The sequence below is a fragment of the Klebsiella sp. 10 genome, from assembly GCF_018223925.1.
Lineage (GTDB): Bacteria > Pseudomonadota > Gammaproteobacteria > Enterobacterales > Enterobacteriaceae > Klebsiella > Klebsiella pneumoniae.
This window is the reverse complement of sequence record NZ_JAGRRB010000001.1, coordinates 394,900-414,489: the sequence shown is the minus strand read 5'-3', so window position 1 is coordinate 414,489 and position 19,590 is coordinate 394,900. Positions and strand designations below refer to the sequence as shown.

Genomic DNA, 19,590 nt, shown 5'->3' with positions numbered 1-19,590 from the left:
TCTGCTGACCATCGAGTAACATTTCACGCTGTGTTCAAAGGATATTGAAGTGTTATGACAACTGTTTTTACCCGTATTGTAGAACTTATTGGCTGGGTTGTTTTTGGTATTTCGGCACTGCTTTTGGTTATCGCACACCATATAGATAACTATCAGTCCCCACCGCCAACGGATGTGGTGCACACGAAGTAGCTCCGCGTTAAAACAGTGACCCGCCTCGCAACTGTGCAACCGGTTTCAGAAACCGGTTGCACGTATGCTCGCGCTTTTATTACACTCCCTTTATCATCAGACAGGGAGCTTTTTCATGGCCGCTTTTCCGCACAATTTCTTATGGGGTGCCGCTACCGCAGCGTATCAGGTTGAGGGAGGACACGACGCCGACGGTAAAGGACCGTCAATCTGGGATATCTACTCTCATCTGCCGGGTACCACCTTTGAAGGCACCACCGGCGATATTGCCGTCGACCACTATCACCGTTTTCGCGAAGACGTGGCGTTAATGGCCGAGATGGGCCTGCAAAGCTATCGATTCTCCATCTCCTGGCCCCGCCTGCTGCCCGCTGGGCGCGGTAAGGTGAATGAAGCGGGAGTCCAGTTTTACAGCGATCTGATCGACGAACTGCTGGCGCACAATATTGAGCCGATGATCACCCTCTATCACTGGGATCTGCCGCAGGCCCTGCAGGATGAGGGCGGCTGGGAAGCGCGCACTACCGCCGAGGCCTTCGCCGAGTACGCCCGCCTGTGCTATGCGCGCTTTGGTTCACGGGTGAAGCTGTGGGCTACCTTCAACGAAACCATTGTCTTCATTGGGCACGGCTACATTAACGGCCTCCATCCCCCGGCGGTCCGCGATCCGGCGCGCGCCATTCAGGCCTGCCACCACGTATTTATCGCCCATGCGCTGGCGGTGAAGGCCTTTCGCGAGATGGCTGTGGCCGGCGAGATTGGCTTCGTCAACGTACTGCAACCGCATACCCCGCTCACCGACAGCGAGGCGGACATTAAGGCCACCGAACTGGCTGACGCCATCCATACTCACTGGCTGTACGATCCGGTGCTGAAAGGCACCTATCCGGCCGACCTGCTGGCGCAGACCCAGGCGCTGTGGGGGGTACCTCGCTTTGCTCCAGGCGACGACGCGCTGCTCCGTGACAACCGCTGCGACTTTATCGGTCTGAATTACTATCGCCGGGAAACGGTATCTGCCCAGCCGCCTGAGATCGCTACCGGCGGCGAGCCTGGCGTGAAGGGATTATTCTATTTCGTGCGTAATCCCAAGAGTACATATACCGAATGGGGCTGGGAAATCTGGCCGCAGGGGCTAACTGACGGCATTATGATGATTAAGGCGCGCTATGGCGATATTCCGATATATATCACCGAGAATGGCCTCGGCGCGAAGGACCCGATTATTGACGGGGAAGTGGTCGACGACCCGCGGATTGATTATCTCAGCAGCCATATTGGCGCCCTCGAAAAAGCGCTGGCGCTGGGGGCAGATGTGCGCGGCTATTACCCCTGGTCATTTATCGATCTGCTGAGCTGGCTCAACGGCTATCAAAAGCAATATGGTTTTGTCTATGTCGATCACCAGCAAAATCTGGCGCGGAAACGAAAGAAGAGTTTTTATTGGTACAAATCTGTTATTGCCAGTCACGGCGAACAGCGTTAATCTTCTCTTGCGGGCGCCATTCGGCGCCCGGTCTGATTTTAGAATATTCTTAAACTTCTCCCTGCTCTTCAAGGCTGGCTTTGCCCCTTGTCATGGGTTTATATAACCTGATTCATTCCACGCGGCCCCAGCAGAAGGCGCCGTTGGTTGAGAGTAGGTTTAGTGAATGCTGATAATATTCAACGCAATAATTCCGATTATAAAATGGATACGAAAATGACCGTGCTGGACTACTTATTAAAATTTCGCAAAATCAGTTCGCTGGAAAGCCTTGAAAAACTATTTGATCACCTTAACTACTCCCTGACTGACACCCAGGAGATCGTGAATATGTATCGCGCCGCCGATCATCGTCGCGCAGAGCTGGTCTCCGGTGGTAAATTGTTCGATGTGGGCCAGGTTCCTAAATCCGTTTGGCGATTCGTGCAGTAAGGCTGTCATCCTTCACGCCAGTTGCTTATACTTCCCGGCCTGATTTTATTCACTGGCGTTGAATAGGGGAGAAACATGACGTCTCAATCTGCAGAGCGCATCGGCGGATGGCTGCTGGCTCCGCTGGCCTGGTTGCTGGTGGCGCTGCTGAGCGCCTCGTTATCGCTGCTGTTTTTTGCCAATGCGCTGATGTCGCCGCAGACCTATACCCTACTGCGCGCCATGAGCGCGGGCCATATGGCGCTGTGGGTCGCCTCGCTGCTGTTTGCCCTCGCCATGTGGTATTACACGCTCTGGCTGACTATCGCCTTTTTCAAGCGGCGCTCGGTGGTGCCGAAACACTATATTATCTGGCTGCTCATCACCCTGCTGCTGGCGATAAAGGCTTTTGCCTTCTCGCCGGTCTCGGATGTGCTTGCCCTGCGTCAGCTGCTGTTTCCGCTGCTGGCCGCTGCGCTGCTGGCGCCCTATTTTCGCCGTTCGCAGCGGGTAAAACGGACTTTTGTTAATCCGTAATACCCCCACACTTAACCTGTTGTCGCTGGTATCGTTTTATTCGATAATAAGCGGCTTTTTTTCGTTTCAGGTCGCATGATGGCTGATTATTTACTGCTCTTTATTGGTACAGTCCTGGTCAATAACTTCGTTCTGGTGAAGTTTCTTGGTCTGTGCCCGTTTATGGGGGTTTCCAAAAAGCTGGAAACCGCAATGGGGATGGGGCTCGCTACCACCTTCGTGATGACCCTGGCCTCTATTTGCGCCTGGCTGATTGATACCTGGATCCTTATCCCGCTAAATTTGGTTTATTTGCGTACCCTGGCCTTTATTCTGGTTATCGCCGTGGTGGTTCAGTTTACTGAGATGGTGGTGCGTAAAACCAGCCCGGCGCTCTATCGCCTGCTGGGGATCTTTCTACCGCTGATCACCACCAACTGTGCCGTACTCGGGGTAGCGCTGCTGAATATTAATCTGGGCCACAATTTCCTGCAGTCGGCGCTGTACGGCTTTGCCGCCGCCGTCGGCTTCTCGCTGGTAATGGTGCTGTTCGCGGCGATCCGTGAACGGCTGGTGGTGGCCGATGTCCCCGCGCCGTTTCGCGGTAATGCCATCGCGCTGATTACCGCCGGTTTAATGTCTCTGGCCTTCATGGGCTTTAGTGGTTTGGTGAAGTTGTAATGAGCGCAGTCTGGATAGCCGTGATCGCCATCAGCCTGTTAGGGCTGATTTTCGGCTTAATACTGGGATACGCCTCGCGTCGTTTCGCGGTGCAGGACGACCCGGTGGTGGAAAAAATTGATGAGCTATTGCCGCAGAGCCAGTGTGGGCAGTGCGGGTACCCTGGGTGTCGCCCCTATGCGGAAGCAGTCGGCGTACAGGGTGAGAAAATAAACCGCTGCGCGCCGGGTGGCGAAGCGGTGATGTTAAAAATCGCCGCCTTGCTGAACGTCGACCCGCAGCCTGTCGACGGCGACGCACAGGAAGCGGAGCCGGCCCGCATGCTCGCGGTAATTGACGAGCCGAACTGCATTGGCTGTACCAAGTGTATCCAGGCCTGTCCGGTGGATGCCATCGTTGGGGCGACCCGCGCCATGCATACCGTGATGAGCGACCTGTGCACCGGCTGCAATTTGTGCGTCGCCCCCTGCCCGACCCAGTGCATTTCACTCGTTCCGGTGGCCACCACCCCGGAGACCTGGAAATGGGATCTGCATACGATCCCGGTGCGAAATATTCCTGTGGAACAACATGTTTAAGCTATTTTCCGCTTTCCGAAAAGACAAGGTCTGGGATTTCAACGGCGGTATTCACCCGCCTGAAATGAAAACCCAGTCTAACGGCACCCCGCTGCGTCAGGTTTCCCTGCCGCAGCGCTTTGTTATCCCGTTGAAGCAGCACATTGGCGCCGAGGGCGAACTGTGCGTTAAAGTGGGCGACCGGGTGCTGCGCGGCCAGCCGCTGACCCGCGGCTGGGGAAGAATGCTGCCCGTTCACGCCCCGACTTCCGGCACCATTGCCGCCATCGCTCCGCACACTACCGCGCACCCGTCGGCGCTGGCGGAGATGAGCGTGATCATTGACGCCGACGGCGAAGACCGCTGGATCGAGCGCGATGGCTGGAGCGACTATCAGACCCGCACGCGTGAAGCGCTGATCGAGCGTATCCACCAGTTTGGCGTTGCTGGCCTCGGCGGCGCAGGCTTCCCCACCGGCAGTAAACTGCGCGGTGGCGGAGATAAAATTAAAACGCTGATCATTAACGCCGCCGAGTGCGAGCCCTATATCACGGCGGATGACCGCCTGATGCAGGACTGCGCGGCGCAGATTGTCGAGGGTATCCGCATCCTCGCTCATATACTGCAGCCTGAAGAAGTGCTGATCGGCATTGAAGACAATAAGCCGCAGGCCATCTCAATGCTGCGGGCGGTGCTCTGCGACGCCCATGGCATTTCGCTGCGCGTGATCCCCACCAAATATCCCTCCGGTGGCGCCAAGCAGCTCACCCAAATTCTCACCGGCAAACAGGTACCGCACGGCGGTCGTTCATCGGACATTGGCGTGCTGATGCAGAACGTCGGTACGGCTTATGCGGTGAAACGCGCGGTGGTTGACGGTGAGCCGTTAACCGAGCGCGTGGTCACCCTCACCGGCGAAGCGGTAACCAGACCGGGCAATGTCTGGGCGCGTCTTGGCACGCCGGTGCGCCATCTATTGAACGATGCCGGCTTCTGCCCCAGCGCCGAGCCAATGGTGATCATGGGCGGCCCGCTGATGGGCTTTACCCTGCCGTGGCTCGACGTCCCGGTGGTGAAGATCACCAACTGTTTGCTGGCGCCTTCCGCCAGCGAGATGGGCGAACCGCAGGAAGAGAAAGGCTGCATTCGCTGCAGCGCCTGCGCTGACGCCTGCCCGGCCGATCTGCTGCCGCAGCAGCTGTACTGGTTCAGCAAAGGTCAGCAGCACGATAAAGCCACTGCCCATAATCTGGCGGACTGCATCGAGTGCGGCGCCTGCGCGTGGGTATGTCCAAGTAATATTCCGCTGGTGCAGTACTTCCGTCAGGAAAAGGCCGAGATCGCGGCGATTCGTCAGGAAGAGCAGCGCGCTGCGGAAGCCAAAGCCCGATTCGAGGCCCGACAGGCGCGCCTGGAGCGTGAGAAAGCCGCGCGCGCCGAGAGGCATAAAAAAGCCGCCGTTCAGCCTGCCGCCAAAGATCAGGAGGCGATTAGCGCCGCCCTGGCCCGGGTACGGGATAAACAGCGCGATGCCGCGCAGCCGATCGTGATCCAGGCCGGCGCCAAACCTGACAACAGCGAGGCGATTGCCGCCCGCGAAGCGCGTAAGGCTGAGGCCCGGGCGCGCAAAGCGCAGCAGCAGGCCGCGCCGGTGGTAGCCCCGGCCGCCGAACCGGTCGATCCACGCAAGGCGGCGGTGGAAGCCGCTATCGCCCGCGCTAAAGCGCGTAAAGCAGAACAGCAGGCCGCGCCGGTGGACGCCCCGGCCGTCAAACCGGTCGACCCGCGCAAGGCGGCGGTGGAAGCCGCCATCGCCCGCGCCAAAGCGCGTAAAGCCGAACAGCAGGCCGCGCCGGTGGACGCCCCGGCCGCCGAACCGGTCGACCCGCGCAAGGCGGCGGTGGAAGCCGCCATCGCCCGCGCTAAAGCGCGTAAAGCCGAACAGCAGGCCGCACAACAGGATCTCGCGTCAGCCGCAGCCAATGACGACCCGCGCAAAGCGGCCGTCGCCGCGGCTATCGCCCGCGTTCATGCGCGTAAAGCAACACAGCAGGCAGTTAACGAGGAATAAATGGTTTTCAGAATCGCAAGCTCCCCCTATACCCATAACCAGCGGCAGACCTCGCGTATTATGCTGCTGGTGCTGCTCGCCGCTGTGCCTGGCATTGTGGTCCAGACCTGGTTTTTCGGCTGGGGCACCGTACTGCAGATTGTCCTCGCCGCCCTGACGGCTTGGGCGACCGAAGCCGCTATTCTCAAACTGCGTAAACAGCCTGTTGCTGCCACGCTGAAAGATAATTCCGCCCTGCTCACCGGCCTGCTGCTGGCGGTGAGTATTCCGCCACTGGCCCCGTGGTGGATGGTGGTGCTGGGCACTGCCTTTGCCGTAGTCATTGCCAAGCAGTTGTACGGAGGCCTGGGCCATAACCCCTTCAACCCGGCAATGATCGGCTATGTCGTGCTGCTGATTTCGTTCCCGGTGCAGATGACCTCCTGGCTGCCTTCCTATGAGATAGCCGCCCATATCCCGGCATTCAGCGACGCGCTGCAGATGATCTTCACCGGTCATACCGCCGCCGGAGGCGACATGGCCAGTCTGCGGCTGGGTATCGACGGCGTCAGCCAGGCCACCCCGCTGGATACCTTTAAAACCTCCCTGCATGCCGGACATAGCGTTCAGCAGGTGCTGCAATTGCCGGTCTACGGCGGCGTGCTGGCAGGTCTGGGCTGGCAGTGGGTGAATATCGCCTGGCTGGCAGGCGGCCTTTTCCTGCTGTGGCAGAAGGCGATCCGCTGGCATATCCCGGTCAGCTTCCTTGTTAGCCTCGGCCTGTGCGCCACCCTCGGCTGGATTTTTTCGCCGCAGAGCCTGGCCTCACCGCAGATGCATTTGCTCTCCGGGGCGACCATGCTTGGCGCCTTCTTTATCCTGACCGATCCGGTGACGGCCTCAACAACCAACCGCGGCCGTCTGATCTTTGGCGCCCTCGCTGGCCTGCTGGTCTGGCTCATCCGCAGCTTCGGTGGTTATCCGGACGGCGTGGCGTTTGCCGTTCTGCTGGCGAATATTACCGTGCCGCTGATCGATTACTACACGCGCCCGCGCGTATATGGCCACCGTTGAGAGAGCAATGATGTTAAAAACGATGCGTAAACACGGCGTCACGCTGGCGCTGTTTGCCGCCGGTTCCACCGGGCTGACGGCGGCGATCAATGAGCTGACCAAAAGCACCATCGACCAGCAGGCGGCCCTGCAGCAAAAGGCGTTATTCGACCAGGTTTTACCTGCCGACCGCTATAATAACGATCTGCTTAAGAGCTGCTATCTGGTCAGCGCCCCGGCGCTGGGCAAAGGCCAGCATAAAGTGTGGATCGCCAAAAATAACGATCGACCGATCGGCGCGGTGATGGAAGCCACCGCGCCGGACGGCTACTCCGGAGCAATACAGCTGCTGGTTGCCGCCGATTTTAGCGGCACGGTCCTCGGCACCCGCGTAACTGAGCATCATGAAACGCCGGGCCTGGGTGATAAAATCGAACTTCGCCTGTCGGACTGGATTACCCATTTTGCCGGGAAAGTCATCCACGGCCAGGGCGATAGCCACTGGGCGGTCAAAAAGGATGGCGGCGATTTTGACCAGTTCACCGGCGCCACCATCACCCCCCGGGCGGTGGTCAATGCCGTTAAGCGCGCAGGCTTATATGCACAAACGCTGCCTGCGCAACTTCCTGAATTCACCGCCTGTGGAGAATAACCATGAGCGAAGTTAAAGACGTCATCGTCCAGGGCCTGTGGAAAAATAACTCCGCCCTGGTTCAGCTGTTAGGTATGTGTCCTCTGCTGGCGGTCACCTCGACCGCCACCAACGCCCTCGGGCTGGGTTTGGCCACCACCCTGGTGTTAACCCTGACCAACCTGACCATCTCCAGCCTGCGCCGCTGGACGCCGGCGGAGATCCGGATCCCCATCTACGTAATGATTATCGCCTCGGTGGTGAGCGTCGTGCAGATGCTGATCAACGCCTATGCCTTCGGCCTCTATCAGTCGCTGGGGATTTTCATCCCGCTTATCGTGACCAACTGCATCGTGGTCGGCCGCGCCGAAGCCTTTGCCGCCAAAAAAGGGCCAGCGCTGTCGGCACTGGACGGTTTCTCGATCGGCATGGGCGCTACCTGCGCGATGTTTGTGCTGGGCTCCCTGCGCGAGATCCTTGGCAACGGCACCCTGTTTGACGGCGCCGACAGTCTGCTTGGCAGCTGGGCGAAGGTTCTGCGCATCGAGGTTTTCCACACCGACACCCCTTTCCTGCTGGCTATGCTGCCGCCAGGCGCCTTTATTGGCCTCGGCATGATGCTGGCGATTAAATACCTTATCGATGAACGTAGCAAACAGCGGAAGGCGCAAGCGGCCCGGGCCGTCTCTGTCGCCCCGTCCGACGTGACAGGGAAAGCATAATATGAACAAAGCCAAACGCCTGGCGATCCTCACCAGGCTGCGGGAAAACGATCCCCACCCCACCACCGAACTGCATTTCAGTTCGCCATTCGAGCTGCTGATTGCCGTTCTGCTTTCTGCACAGGCCACCGATGTCAGCGTCAACAAAGCGACAGCCAAACTCTATCCGGTGGCCAATACGCCCGCAGCGATGCTGGCCCTGGGGGTGGATGGGGTGAAATCGTATATCAAGACTATCGGCCTGTTTAACAGCAAAGCGGAAAACGTCATCAAAACCTGCCGCATCCTGTTGGAGCAGCACAATGGCGAGGTGCCGGAAGACAGAGCGGCGCTGGAGGCGCTGCCCGGCGTGGGCCGTAAAACCGCCAACGTGGTGCTGAATACCGCCTTTGGCTGGCCGACCATCGCCGTGGACACGCACATCTTCCGCGTCTGCAATCGGACGCAGTTCGCCCCGGGCAAGAATGTTGAACAGGTGGAAGAGAAGCTTCTGAAGGTGGTCCCCGCCGAGTTTAAGGTCGACTGCCATCACTGGCTGATCCTGCATGGGCGTTATACCTGTATTGCCCGCAAGCCGCGCTGCGGCTCCTGCCTGATTGAAGATCTTTGCGAATACAAAGATAAAGTCTACGCCTGACTGTCTCGTCTCTATTGCGGTCATAGCTTAACTCTGGGTTATGGCCCGCATTCATCTATTTCACCGGCCATTAACACCACATAATCATCATGATTATGGATGATTATCCGGTTATATAACAAACAACTAGTTCATTCATTTTTTATCAGCGCAAAATTTCTATGCATTTGTGATCCAGATCATGCTCGCAACTTTATGTTGAATGAATGTTACTGGAATGGAAATAAATGTCAGGCAATACAACGGATGAGTAAAGATTATCAGGATAATGACCCATGATTTTTTAAGATAATGGACCATATCACTATGCTTACGCCAGATCAGTAGAATATATCGCCTTTTCCCGACAAACCGGCGAACCCAAAAGATAAAAATACCAACGATATCGAAACGGTAAAATTTAACGCTGTATAACATTCATATGTCCGGAGCATTATACCACCCTGATTATGTGTAACAGATTATTACAAAAGCCTTGCCTGATGCGCCAGGATAGTGAACATTACTTGCCGTTTTCCCTCCAAGAATAACTATAAAGGCGGCGGTCCAACGAGATTGCGCCCCGAACACCCCCCAGTAAATATGGGATGTAAAAAAAGAGGTATATGTGTCTACTGCAAACAATAAACCAGCAGAAAGCGTGAGTCTGAACGCTTTCAAACAACCACGCGCGTTCTATCTCATTTTCTCGATCGAGTTGTGGGAGCGTTTTGGTTACTACGGCCTGCAAGGGATCATGGCCGTTTACCTGGTAAAACAGCTGGGTATGTCGGAAGCGGATTCCATTACTCTGTTCTCCTCCTTTAGCGCGCTGGTTTATGGCCTCGTCGCCATTGGCGGCTGGCTGGGTGATAAAGTGCTGGGTACCAAGCGTGTCATCATGCTGGGCGCTATCGTGCTGGCGATTGGCTATGCGCTGGTGGCCTGGTCCGGCCATGACGCCGCTATCGTCTATATGGGTATGGCGACCATCGCCGTCGGTAACGGCCTGTTTAAAGCCAACCCGTCCTCCCTGCTTTCTACCTGCTATGACAAAAACGACCCACGTCTGGACGGTGCATTTACCATGTACTACATGTCCATCAACATCGGTTCGTTCTTCTCTATGCTGGCAACCCCGTGGCTGGCCGCACGTTTTGGCTGGAGCGTAGCGTTTGCCCTCAGCGTGGTGGGGATGGTGATCACCATTATTAACTTCGCCTTCTGTCAGAAATGGGTTAAACAGTACGGCTCTAAACCGGACTTTGCCCCGGTACACATGGGTAAACTGCTGGCGACCATCGCTGGCGTGGTGGTGCTGGTCGCTATCGCCACCTGGCTGCTGCACAACCAGGGTATCGCACGTATGGTGCTGGGCGTCGTCGCACTGGGTATCGTCGTGATTTTCGCCAAAGAAACCATAGGCCTGAAAGGCGCTCCGCGTCGTAAAATGATCGTCGCTTTCCTGCTGATGGTAGAAGCGATTGTCTTCTTCGTGTTGTACAGCCAGATGCCGACCTCGCTGAACTTCTTCGCCATCCGTAACGTGGAGCACTCGATCCTCGGTCTCGCCTTTGAGCCGGAACAGTATCAGGCGCTGAACCCGTTCTGGATCATGATTGGTAGCCCGATTCTGGCCGCCATCTACAACAAGATGGGCGACCGCCTGCCGATGCCGCACAAATTTGCTATCGGTATGGTACTGTGCTCTGGCGCATTCCTCGTCCTGCCTTTAGGGGCGAAGTTCGCCAGCGACGCCGGTATCGTCTCGGTCAACTGGCTGATTCTGAGCTACGCGCTGCAGTCTATCGGTGAACTGATGATTTCCGGCCTCGGCCTGGCGATGGTCGCTCAGCTGGTTCCTCAGCGTCTGATGGGCTTCATTATGGGCAGCTGGTTCCTCACCACGGCAGGCGCGGCGATCATCGCCGGGAAAATCGCTAACCTGATGGCAGTCCCGGAGAATGTCACCGATCCGCTGGTGTCGCTGGAAGTGTACGGTCACGTATTCCTGCAGATTGGTATCGTCACCGCGGTTATCGCCGCCCTGATGCTGCTGACCGCGCCGAAACTGAATCGTATGACTCAGGACGACAGCGCGGACATTAAAGCACGCGAAACCGCGGCTGCCTGACGCCGCAGGGAAAACTAATTATTTTTAAGCCGCTAACGTTAGTTTAGCGGCTTTTTTTTTACCCCTGGCAGGACTAACATACAGAAAACTGCAGCCACGAGGAGTCACGCATGAAACTGTTCTACAAACCCGGCGCCTGTTCCCTTGCCTCGCATATTGCCCTGCGCGAAAGCGGTCTGGATTTTACCCTGCAGAGCGTGGATCTGGCCCAGAAACGGCTGGAAAACGGGGAAGACTATCTGCTGATCAACCCGAAAGGTCAGGTGCCGGCGCTGCTGCTGGATGATGATATCCTGCTCACTGAGGGCGTAGCCATCATGCAGTACATCGCAGACCAGGTGCCGGATCGTCATCTGCTGGCGCCGGTGGGCTCGATTGCGCGCTATCAGACTCTCGAATGGCTGAACTATGTGGCCACCGAGCTGCATAAAAGCTTTACCCCGCTGTTCCGCCCGGATACCCCGGAGGACTATAAGCCTGTCGCGCGGGGGCTGCTTGAGAAAAAGCTGCAATACGTTGATGCAGCGCTGGCAGACAAACAGTGGCTGACCGGCCATCGCTTCACCATTGCCGATGGTTATCTGTTTACGGTGCTGCGCTGGGCCTATGCTATAAAACTGGATATGGCTGCCTATGGTCATATCGGCAACTGGATGACGCAGGTGGCAGCGCGTCCGGCGGTGGCGGCCGCACTGGCGGCTGAAGGCTTAAAATAAGGCCTGAACCTGCCCGGCGGACCGTCGGGCAGGCCCTGAGAGTTACAGCCGGGTGGCGCTGAAGCAGTGCTCCGGTACGGCGATGCGATCCTGCGCCGCTACTACCTGCAGTTCGTATTCCTGCATATTTTTGGTGGCGAGCATAATCTCGTACACCGCGGCGGTGACGTGTTCCAGCGCATCGCGCAGACTTGCCCCCTGCAGCAATTTAACCAACAGCAGACCGCTGGTCACATCGCCGACGCCCACCGGCTGACGCAGGCCGAAATCCACCAGCGGCCGACTAATATGCCAGGCTTCTTCGGCCGTCACCAGCAGCATCTCAAAACGATCCATACTCAGACCCGCACGGGCAAGATGCTTAACTAATACCACTTCCGGGCCCTGGGCAATCAGCTCCCGCGCGGCGGCCACTGCCTCGCTGACGCTGGCGACCGGATGACCGCACAGGATCTCCAGCTCAACCAGATTCGGCGCAATAATATCGCTGGCCGGCAGCGCATAGCGCACGTGGAACTCCGCCACGCCCGGCGCGACGATGCAGCCCTTCTCCGGGTGACCCATAACCGGATCGCAAAAATATTTCGCCGCCGGATTGGCCGCCTTAACCTGACGCACGATACCGAGGATATGCTCTCCCTGCTCAGCGGAGCCAAGATAGCCGCTCAGTACCGCATCGCAGGTCTGCAGCTTGTCGATATCGGCAATCCCCTGAACGATCTCCGTCAAATGCGAAGGCGGCATGACGCAGCCGGTCCATTTGCCGTACTGCGTATGGTTAGAGAACTGTACGGTATTCAGGGGCCAGACATTGGCGCCCAGACGGCGCATCGGAAATTCGGCGGCACTGTTGCCGGCATGGCCAAACACAACGTGAGACTGAATGGCGAGGATGTTCTTCATTTTCTTACCACAACCCTAAAAAGAAAAAGGGCGTGGTTTCCCACGCCCTGGCAGTATTTTTTTATTTCCAGCAGACCAGGCAGTAATTTTTCTTACCGCGACGCAGCAAGGTGTAGCGGCCAAACAGGCGATCGCTGTCACTGAATACATATTCCGGGTCGGCCTGTTTTTCGCCGTTGATGGTCACCGCGTTAGAGGCAACGGTTTTACGCGCCTGACCGCGGGACGGCTGCAGCTCGGAATCAACCAGCGCCTGCAGCAGATCGGCGCCTTTTTCCATTTCGATCATCGGCACGCCATCCTGGGCCAGCTGTTCGAAGTCTGCTTCGCTCAGGTCGCTCAGGTTACCGTTGAACAGGCTTTCGGTAATGCGCTTCGCCGCTTCCAGGCCTTCTTCGCCGTGAACAAGGCGCGTCACCTGCTCTGCCAGCACGTACTGGGCGCGCGGCGCTTTACCGCTGTTTTTGTCTTCTTCTTCCAGGGCATTGATCTCCGCAATGTCCATAAAGGTGAAGAATTTGAGGAAGCGATAGACATCAGCATCCGCGGTGTTGATCCAGAACTGGTAGAATTTGTACGGACTGGTTTTCTTCGGATCCAGCCACACGGCGCCGCCTTCGGTTTTACCGAATTTGGTGCCGTCCGCTTTGGTGATCAGCGGTACGGTCAGGCCAAACACCTGGTTCTGATGCAGACGACGGGTCAGATCGATGCCGGAGGTGATGTTGCCCCACTGGTCAGAGCCGCCGATCTGCAGCGCCACGCCGTGCAGCTTGTTCAGGCAGGCAAAGTCGTAACCCTGCAGCAGATTGTAAGAGAACTCGGTAAAGGAGATACCCTGATCGTCACGATTCAGACGCTGCTTCACCGCTTCTTTGTTGATCATCTGGTTAACAGAGAAGTGTTTACCGATATCGCGCAGGAAGGTCAGCACGTTCATGCTGCCAAACCAGTCATAGTTATTCGCCGCGATCGCCGAGTTGTCGCCGCAGTCAAAATCAAGGAACGGAGCCACCTGTTTGCGGATTTTATCCACCCACTCCTGCACGGTATCCTCGGTGTTTAGTTTACGCTCAGCGGCTTTGAAGCTTGGGTCGCCAATCAGACCGGTTGCGCCGCCCACCAGCGCCACAGGTTTATGACCTGCCTGCTGGAAGCGTTTCAGGCATAACAATGGAACAAGATGCCCCAAATGCAAGCTGTCAGCGGTAGGATCGAAGCCGCAATAGAGCGCGATCGGGCCTTGCGCCAGTCGCTCTGCTAACGCTTCCTCGTCCGTCACCTGGGCTACCAGCCCCCGCTCTTGCAATTGTTTAATCAAGTTACTGCTTGCCATCAAATTCTCCATGTATAAACGACTGCACCTCTGCCGGTACACGACTTTTCGCCAGATGCGAAAAGTACATAGAATAAAGCGCCGGCCCTTTCAGCGCCAGCGCTTCGATAACTAATTTCGGCGTTTACGGCGCCAGACGGTCTATTTTCCAGGCGCCGCTATCGCGCTGGTATAAAAAGCGATCGTGCAGACGGTGTTCTCCCCCCTGCCAGAACTCCATCTGCTCAATGCTGACGCGGAATCCGCCCCAGAAGCTCGGCAACGGCACTTCACCCTGCTGGAACTTCTGCTTCAGCTCGAGGAATTTGCTTTCGAGGATGCCGCGGGCTGAGATCCGGCTCGACTGCTTCGAGACCCAGGCGCCAATCTGGCTGTCGCGCGGACGGCTGTGGAAATATTTGACCACTTCCAGCGTCGACAGACGCTCCGCTTTGCCGATTACCATCACCTGGCGCTCCAGCATATGCCACGGGAAAAGCAGGCTGACCTGCGGGTTGTTTTCAATTTGATGCGCTTTACGGCTGCCAAGGTTGGTATAAAACACCAACCCTTTTTCATCGTAGTGCTTCAGCAGCACAATGCGCTGGTAGGGCTGGCCGCGCTCATCGACGGTGGCGACCACCATGGCCGTTGGGTCGGCAAGTTTCGCATCGCAGGCCTGACGCAGCCAGCGTTCAAACAGCGGCAGGGGTTCAGCAGGAAGATCGTGGCGACGCAAACCGCCACGGGTGTATTCACGGCGCAAATGCGCAATTTGCTGGAGTTCGTCGTTATCAGACATGGCCATTGAGGATGTAGTCATAAGGTGGCGTTATTGTGCGCCCCCCGGACAGAAATCTCAACGTTTGGCCGTCTGCAGCTGACAGTTATCAAGGACGATGCGGTCGCGCTTATAGACGGTGGCGGTATCGCCTTTTGACCAGAACACATAGACGCCGTCGGTGTAGCGCGCCCCGGAAGCCGACAGCCCCTCAGACAGGTTCAGTTGCTGATTATCATAGATAAAACTGACCTGCTGGCGTGCGTTATTGCGATGGACCGTCAATGGTTTCTGGTCGCATTGATACTCCAGCGTGTCCGTCTGCATCCGCTCGACAAACTGGTTGTAGTAGCTACAGCCCGCCAGCATAAAAGGTACAACTGCGATAAGAATTTTTTTCATTCGTTTGCCTTCGACTTTCCCGGTCACGGCGGGCACTCCGCCCTCCGCTTAACTTGTCCAGTTTACCGGTCGCGTCGTATTTAAGATTTCAGTTAACTCCGATTCTGCGGCGGGTTAGCCGGAAAAATGGCGCCCAGCACCGAGGCTTCGCTGGCGCCGGTCACGGAGGGCAGATTGCCCGGCAGACCAGCCAGCGTTCGCCAGGCCAGCCAGGCAAAGGCCAGCGCTTCCATATCATCGCCGCTGATCCCCGCCTCATCGGTGGTGGAGACCTCGGTTCCCGGCAGCAGCGCCGCCAGGCGCGCCATTAACAAGGGGTTACGCGCGCCGCCGCCGCACACTAACAAACGCTCGCAGCCGCCGCTTAACAATACCTGCTCACTGATGGTGACGGCGGTCAATTCCGCAAGCGTAGCCTGAACATCCTCCCCGCGTAGCCCCGGATAGCGGGCCATATGCTGCTCCAGCCAGCCGTAATTGAAATATTCCCGACCGGTGCTTTTCGGCGCCGGCAAGGCAAACCACGGATCGCTCAGCATGTCCTGCAGCAGCGGCAGCAGCACTTTACCTTCGCTAGCCCATTGGGCGTCCTTGTCGTACGGTTTGCCCTTCTGGCGCCAGATCCAGGCGTCCAGCAACATATTTCCCGGCCCGGTATCATAGCCGCGCACCGGCTGACCTGGCGCCAGCAGCGACACATTAGCGATCCCGCCGATATTGAGCACCATACGTCGCTCAACGGGGTGGGCCAGCAGCGCATGATGAAAAGCCGGCACCAGCGGCGCCCCCTGCCCGCCTAGCGCCATATCCCGGCGACGAAAATCCCCCACTACGGTTATCCCGGTGTGGGCGGCGATCTGGTTGTTATCACCAATTTGCAGGGTATGCGGAGCCTCTCCCTGCGGTTCATGCCATACGGTCTGTCCATGGCAGCCGATGGCGATGACGTCGGTGGGTTTGAGACTTTCCTGGCGCATCAGCGCCAGTACGGCATCGGCAAACAGCCGTCCCAGACGGGTGTCCAGACGGCCTAGCTGCGAAAGGGTCAGCGACTGCCCCTGGCAAATCGCCAGAATCTCTTCTTTTATCGCGTGTGGAATGGGCCAGGTGAGACTAGCCTGCTGCGCCACCATGTTTTCAGTAATGGTGGCCAAAACGACATCGATACCATCCAGGCTGGTACCAGACATAACGCCAATAAAGCGACCCGATCTCATACGTTTTCCTTCATTCCATGACCCTTGTATACCCTCACTCCATCATAAAGTGTCGGCTAATGCTATGTTGTACTAATACTTTTTAACAATAGAGCGACAAATCAGAGAACATCGTAAAGAACCGGCGTTTAGTTGAGGTTGAAGCACCAGTGTTTATTATTTTTTGTATAGTCCAGGGAGAACCTATGCCCGCCGACGACTAAATGCCATATAATTAACCGTATGGACGTTCAATTGAACACCTTCGGTGAACAGGAGATTCATAAATGATTTTACGTGTTTTGGCTGTATCGATGATTGGTTTTACGCTCGCAGGCTGCGTGAGCAGCAGCGGCCTGTCCGGCGACGTTTATTCCGCATCTGAAGCCAAACAGGTGCAGAGTGTGACTTACGGTACCATCGTGCATACGCGCGCCGTACAGATCCAGAGCGGCGACGATAGCAATGCCATCGGGGCCATTGGCGGTGCGGTACTGGGCGGGTTCCTTGGAAACACCATCGGCGGAGGTACCGGACGCTCTCTGGCTACGGCGGCAGGTGCGGTCGCGGGCGGCGTAGCCGGTCAGGGCGTTCAGGGCGCGATGAATAAAACGCAGGGCGTTGAACTGGAAATCCGTAAGGACGATGGCAATACCATTATGGTAGTGCAGAAACAGGGCAGCACTCCGTTCTCCGTTGGTCAGCGCGTGGCCATTGCCGGCAGCGGCAGCCAGGTCACCGTCTCTCCGCGATAATTTCCCTTACGATGCGGCCGGTTGCGCCGCATCGTATTTTTCAGCCACGTTTATTTCGCCGTAATAAATTCGTAGTAACCATCAGACATCTTTATTTTAATATTCCATGAATCATTGCGCCTGCGCAATATCTTATCTGCCCGCCCCTATTACCCTCAAGAACGTAAATTAGCCCTGGTGACTCATCGTCGCTGCCGTTGCCTTTTATGTGGAATATTGCCTATGCCCGAACATGTGCATCATATCGTTAAACGTCTAATCCTTTATATTTGCATTTGTTTACTGGCCGGGATTGGCATTTCCGGGATGACTGCGTTTTTTCATACCAGCTTCAGTAGTACTTCCTCAATATTATTTCCGCTGCTGACCAGTTTCCTGATGGTTTTTCATATTACCATTGCCTGTTTTATGGGCATGAAATACTGGAGCAGCAAGCGGCGTCTGTACCTTACTCCAGTCTCTTTCGGGTTTGCCTGCTCAGCGCTGCTGATGCTTGGCACGCTCAGCAGCTATCCGGACTGGCTTACCTGCAATCCGGCCCCGGTCGTTAATCAAAATGACGCCGTTATCTATTATTTCTTCCGCAATATAATGATGGCTGTGTTATTCATGTCATCTATTATTTTGTACTATTTTCGCCAGCGCATCATGCATTCGTGGAAAGCACACGTTCTTACATTTACAGCATGTATACTTTTTACGTTGACCATTATTGTTTTATCATGGCTATACTCCAGCCATTCGCCGTGGCTGAGCGTCAATTTTATCGACGATCTGAGCCATACCTTTACCCCGTTGTGGCAAAGTATTATCGGCTGGCTGCTGATGGCAGTTTGGTTCATCACGCTGATTTTATTAATTAGCTTGAGTAAACTGCGTAATATTTTTTGGTTCAGCAGCGCTTTTTTTTGCAGCGCTTATTTGTTCACGCTTTTCCAGCTGCTCTCCACCGCAGGGGAGCTGGATCAGACCTGGTACCAGGCGCGTTTTTTCGAAACGCTATGCACCTTGTTCCTGATTCTGGTGCTACTGGTTGACGTCTTTATCCTCTATCGCGAGTCTAACCACAAATATGTTCATTCGTATCAGAATTCGATCCGCGACCCGTTGACCCGCCTCTACAACCGCAGCTTCTTCTACGACACCCTTAACCAACAGCTGGCGAAGGTGAATGCCCAGCATCCGCTGTCGGTGCTCATCAGCGACCTCGACCATTTCAAACGCATCAACGATAGCTACGGCCATGTCGCCGGCGACAAAGTGATCCAGTTCGCCGCCTCGGTGCTGGAAAGCCATTCGCGGGTAGATGACGCCGCCGCACGCATCGGCGGTGAGGAATTTGCTCTGCTGCTGGTCAACACCGGTGAAAAAGAAGCGCAAGCGATCGCCGAGCGTATCCGCCTGGCGGTCAGTGCCGGGGAGAGCCATTTACCGGAGCGAATGACCATCAGCATGGGGGTGTATACCACCCACGACAATAGCGTGACAGCGGAAGCGTGCGTTCAGCGCGCGGACGAAGCCATGTATGAAGCAAAGAATAACGGACGTAACCAGGTGATCGTCTGGCATCGGCAGGGAGGGTGAAAAAAGGCCCGGATTAGCCCGGGCCGCAAAGAATTAATCTTTAGCCTGGAGATCGAGGATATTTTGTTCAAGTTTACGGATTAAGTGGAGCAAGGTTTCCACTTCCTGCTTCGAGACCCCTGAGAGGATTTCATCACGGGTCTTACCTATCACCTCTTCCATCTCGTTGATCAGCGGTTCGGCTTTTTCCGTCAGCTTGATGCGTTTGGCCCGCCGATCGCTTGCGCAGGTCTGGCGAGAAATGAGCCCTTTCTCCTCCAGCTGATCGAGCGTGCGCACCAGCGACGGCTGTTCAATACCGATAGCTTTCGCCAGCTGGATCTGCGACTGCTCAGGCGGCAGCTGGTGGATGTTATGCAGCGTGACCCAGTGGGTCTGCGTTAACTCCAGAGGTTTCAGGCGATGGTCGATTAGCGCGCGCCAAACGCGAACTAAACGTGCCAGATCAGAACCAAGTGGCGATTCCAATTTCATCTCCTTATAATTAGCTTGCTAAGTTATTATACTGATTTTAGAATAGTGTGCAGCATTTGAATTATCAAAACAAATGAATTACTTGATTCAACAAAAACCAAAACAATGATTTACACTGTTAAAGAGTAGCACGTCCTGAGGTTACCCCTGTAATGGCAAAGGATTTTTGCTTGTGAAACTGAGTCTTAACACATCCGGATTGCCGCTGCAGGACCTGGTGTTCGGCGCATCCGTCTATTTCCCTCCGCTGTTCAAAGCCGTCTTGTTGGGTTTCTTTATCTGGTTGTTTTTACATCGCCAGCTGCGTGACTGGATGTATGCGGGCGACATCTGGCACCCGCTACTAATGGATCTCTCCCTGTTCGCGCTCGCGGTCTGTCTGGCCCTGGTATTGCTCATTGCCTGGTGATCTCCC

At 56.2% G+C, this 19,590-nt stretch carries 22 protein-coding genes; 16 read left to right on the top strand and 6 right to left on the bottom strand.

Annotated elements, in window-relative coordinates; genetic code table 11:
* The first annotated feature begins 54 nt into the window (after positions 1–54).
* The 13 genes from blr (at position 55) to gstA (ending at position 11,765) form a co-directional block, all read left to right on the top strand.
* Positions 55–192: a division septum protein Blr gene (gene blr / locus KHQ26_RS02115; RefSeq protein WP_049256905.1), complete on the top strand. Its 138-nt coding sequence runs from the start codon at positions 55–57 to the stop codon at positions 190–192.
* A gap of 115 nt (positions 193–307) precedes the next feature.
* Complete coding sequence (locus KHQ26_RS02110; protein WP_020804080.1) at positions 308–1,678, top strand: GH1 family beta-glucosidase; 1,371 nt, start codon at positions 308–310, stop codon at positions 1,676–1,678.
* 216 nt (positions 1,679–1,894) lie between these two features.
* Positions 1,895–2,110: a transcription modulator YdgT gene (ydgT, locus tag KHQ26_RS02105; RefSeq protein WP_002907652.1), complete on the top strand. Its 216-nt coding sequence runs from the start codon at positions 1,895–1,897 to the stop codon at positions 2,108–2,110.
* A gap of 75 nt (positions 2,111–2,185) precedes the next feature.
* On the top strand, positions 2,186–2,626 hold the full coding sequence (locus KHQ26_RS02100) for a DUF2569 domain-containing protein (RefSeq protein ID WP_002907654.1): 441 nt from the start codon (positions 2,186–2,188) through the stop codon (positions 2,624–2,626).
* Between the two features lie 78 nt (positions 2,627–2,704).
* Entirely contained in the window at positions 2,705–3,286 is a 582-nt protein-coding gene (gene rsxA, locus KHQ26_RS02095; RefSeq protein ID WP_002907658.1) for an electron transport complex subunit RsxA, read from the top strand.
* Entirely contained in the window at positions 3,286–3,864 is a 579-nt protein-coding gene (gene rsxB, locus KHQ26_RS02090) for an electron transport complex subunit RsxB (protein WP_004143816.1), read from the top strand. Before rsxA ends, rsxB begins: the two co-directional genes overlap by 1 nt.
* Entirely contained in the window at positions 3,857–5,914 is a 2,058-nt protein-coding gene (rsxC, locus tag KHQ26_RS02085; protein ID WP_211777837.1) for an electron transport complex subunit RsxC, read from the top strand. The genes rsxB and rsxC overlap by 8 nt, the downstream gene beginning before the upstream one ends.
* Positions 5,915–6,967, top strand: coding sequence for an electron transport complex subunit RsxD (gene rsxD / locus KHQ26_RS02080; RefSeq protein WP_002907730.1), 1,053 nt, complete (start codon positions 5,915–5,917; stop codon positions 6,965–6,967).
* A 10-nt stretch (positions 6,968–6,977) separates the two neighbouring features.
* Positions 6,978–7,598 (top strand): electron transport complex subunit RsxG, encoded by a 621-nt coding sequence (gene rsxG / locus KHQ26_RS02075; RefSeq protein WP_002907731.1) that lies wholly within the window; start codon positions 6,978–6,980, stop codon positions 7,596–7,598.
* Between the two features lie 2 nt (positions 7,599–7,600).
* Positions 7,601–8,299, top strand: a complete 699-nt coding sequence (locus tag KHQ26_RS02070) for an electron transport complex subunit E (RefSeq protein ID WP_002907733.1) — start codon at positions 7,601–7,603, stop codon at positions 8,297–8,299.
* Between the two features lies 1 nt (position 8,300).
* Positions 8,301–8,936, top strand: coding sequence for an endonuclease III (gene nth / locus KHQ26_RS02065; RefSeq protein WP_002907734.1), 636 nt, complete (start codon positions 8,301–8,303; stop codon positions 8,934–8,936).
* Between the two features lie 607 nt (positions 8,937–9,543).
* On the top strand, positions 9,544–11,049 hold the full coding sequence (gene dtpA / locus KHQ26_RS02060) for a dipeptide/tripeptide permease DtpA (protein ID WP_004151206.1): 1,506 nt from the start codon (positions 9,544–9,546) through the stop codon (positions 11,047–11,049).
* Positions 11,050–11,159: 110 nt separating this feature from the next.
* Entirely contained in the window at positions 11,160–11,765 is a 606-nt protein-coding gene (gene gstA / locus KHQ26_RS02055; protein WP_004175870.1) for a glutathione transferase GstA, read from the top strand.
* A 42-nt stretch (positions 11,766–11,807) separates the two neighbouring features.
* Here the strand turns inward: gstA and pdxY are convergent, their stop codons facing one another.
* The 5 genes from pdxY to anmK form a co-directional block, all read right to left on the bottom strand.
* Complete coding sequence (pdxY, locus tag KHQ26_RS02050; protein WP_002907739.1) at positions 11,808–12,668, bottom strand: pyridoxal kinase PdxY; 861 nt, start codon at positions 12,666–12,668, stop codon at positions 11,808–11,810.
* A 61-nt stretch (positions 12,669–12,729) separates the two neighbouring features.
* Positions 12,730–14,004 carry a tyrosine--tRNA ligase gene (tyrS, locus tag KHQ26_RS02045; protein WP_002907740.1) on the bottom strand — a complete coding sequence of 425 codons (1,275 nt, stop codon included), beginning with the start codon at positions 14,002–14,004 and terminating at the stop codon, positions 12,730–12,732.
* A gap of 124 nt (positions 14,005–14,128) precedes the next feature.
* Complete coding sequence (pdxH, locus tag KHQ26_RS02040) at positions 14,129–14,785, bottom strand: pyridoxamine 5'-phosphate oxidase (protein ID WP_002907742.1); 657 nt, start codon at positions 14,783–14,785, stop codon at positions 14,129–14,131.
* 57 nt (positions 14,786–14,842) lie between these two features.
* A complete protein-coding gene (gene mliC, locus KHQ26_RS02035; RefSeq protein ID WP_002907744.1) occupies positions 14,843–15,166 on the bottom strand; it encodes a C-type lysozyme inhibitor in 324 nt (107 codons plus the stop codon).
* A 92-nt stretch (positions 15,167–15,258) separates the two neighbouring features.
* Entirely contained in the window at positions 15,259–16,383 is a 1,125-nt protein-coding gene (gene anmK, locus KHQ26_RS02030; RefSeq protein WP_004143831.1) for an anhydro-N-acetylmuramic acid kinase, read from the bottom strand.
* A 266-nt stretch (positions 16,384–16,649) separates the two neighbouring features.
* Here anmK and slyB point away from each other — a divergent pair, with 266 nt between their 5' ends.
* Together slyB and KHQ26_RS02020 are read left to right on the top strand one after the other, a co-directional pair.
* On the top strand, positions 16,650–17,117 hold the full coding sequence (slyB, locus tag KHQ26_RS02025; RefSeq protein WP_002907749.1) for an outer membrane lipoprotein SlyB: 468 nt from the start codon (positions 16,650–16,652) through the stop codon (positions 17,115–17,117).
* A 222-nt stretch (positions 17,118–17,339) separates the two neighbouring features.
* Positions 17,340–18,701, top strand: a complete 1,362-nt coding sequence (locus KHQ26_RS02020) for a GGDEF domain-containing protein (RefSeq protein WP_211777836.1) — start codon at positions 17,340–17,342, stop codon at positions 18,699–18,701.
* Positions 18,702–18,734: 33 nt separating this feature from the next.
* On the opposite strand, the gene slyA is transcribed toward KHQ26_RS02020, so the two are convergent.
* A complete protein-coding gene (slyA, locus tag KHQ26_RS02015) occupies positions 18,735–19,175 on the bottom strand; it encodes a transcriptional regulator SlyA (protein ID WP_004143833.1) in 441 nt (146 codons plus the stop codon).
* Positions 19,176–19,347: 172 nt separating this feature from the next.
* Between slyA and KHQ26_RS02010 the strand changes: the two genes are divergently transcribed.
* Positions 19,348–19,584: a DUF1656 domain-containing protein gene (locus KHQ26_RS02010; RefSeq protein ID WP_002907752.1), complete on the top strand. Its 237-nt coding sequence runs from the start codon at positions 19,348–19,350 to the stop codon at positions 19,582–19,584.
* Positions 19,585–19,590: the final 6 nt, after the last annotated feature.